Raw genomic sequence first — 404 nt, forward strand, 5'->3', positions numbered from 1 at the left:
AAAGCAGATTGGCAATCAGGGCGCTGCACTGACGGATTACCCGCTGCCGACCGGCAATAACGGTTTGTTTGTGGCGAGTCAGGATCCTTCCAGCCCGTATCTGATCACCACCAACCCGCAACTGGGCAGTCTGGGGAAAACTGATCCTTCGCTGTTTAATGCGCTTAATGATTATCTCGCGCACCCGACGTCCGGCACGCTGACGCCTGCGGTTCAGCCGGGCACGCCGTCCAGCCCGCGCATTGAAACGGCACCGGTCTATACCGACGAGAGCAAATTCCTCGGCTCGGCCTACTTTATGGACCGGCTGAAGCTGACGCCGGACTATGACTATAAGTTCCTCGGCGATGCCGCCTTCGATACCCGTTATGTCGATAACGCCGTGCTCAGTCAGACCGGGCAGC

1 protein-coding gene is annotated in these 404 nt (G+C 58.4%); it reads left to right on the top strand.

Annotated elements, in window-relative coordinates; genetic code table 11:
- A partial coding sequence (locus J1785_RS00170) for a hypothetical protein (protein ID WP_217218510.1) occupies positions 1-404 on the top strand: 404 nt, incomplete at both ends.

The sequence above is a fragment of the Rahnella perminowiae genome (assembly GCF_019049755.1).
Classification (GTDB): domain Bacteria; phylum Pseudomonadota; class Gammaproteobacteria; order Enterobacterales; family Enterobacteriaceae; genus Rahnella; species Rahnella perminowiae.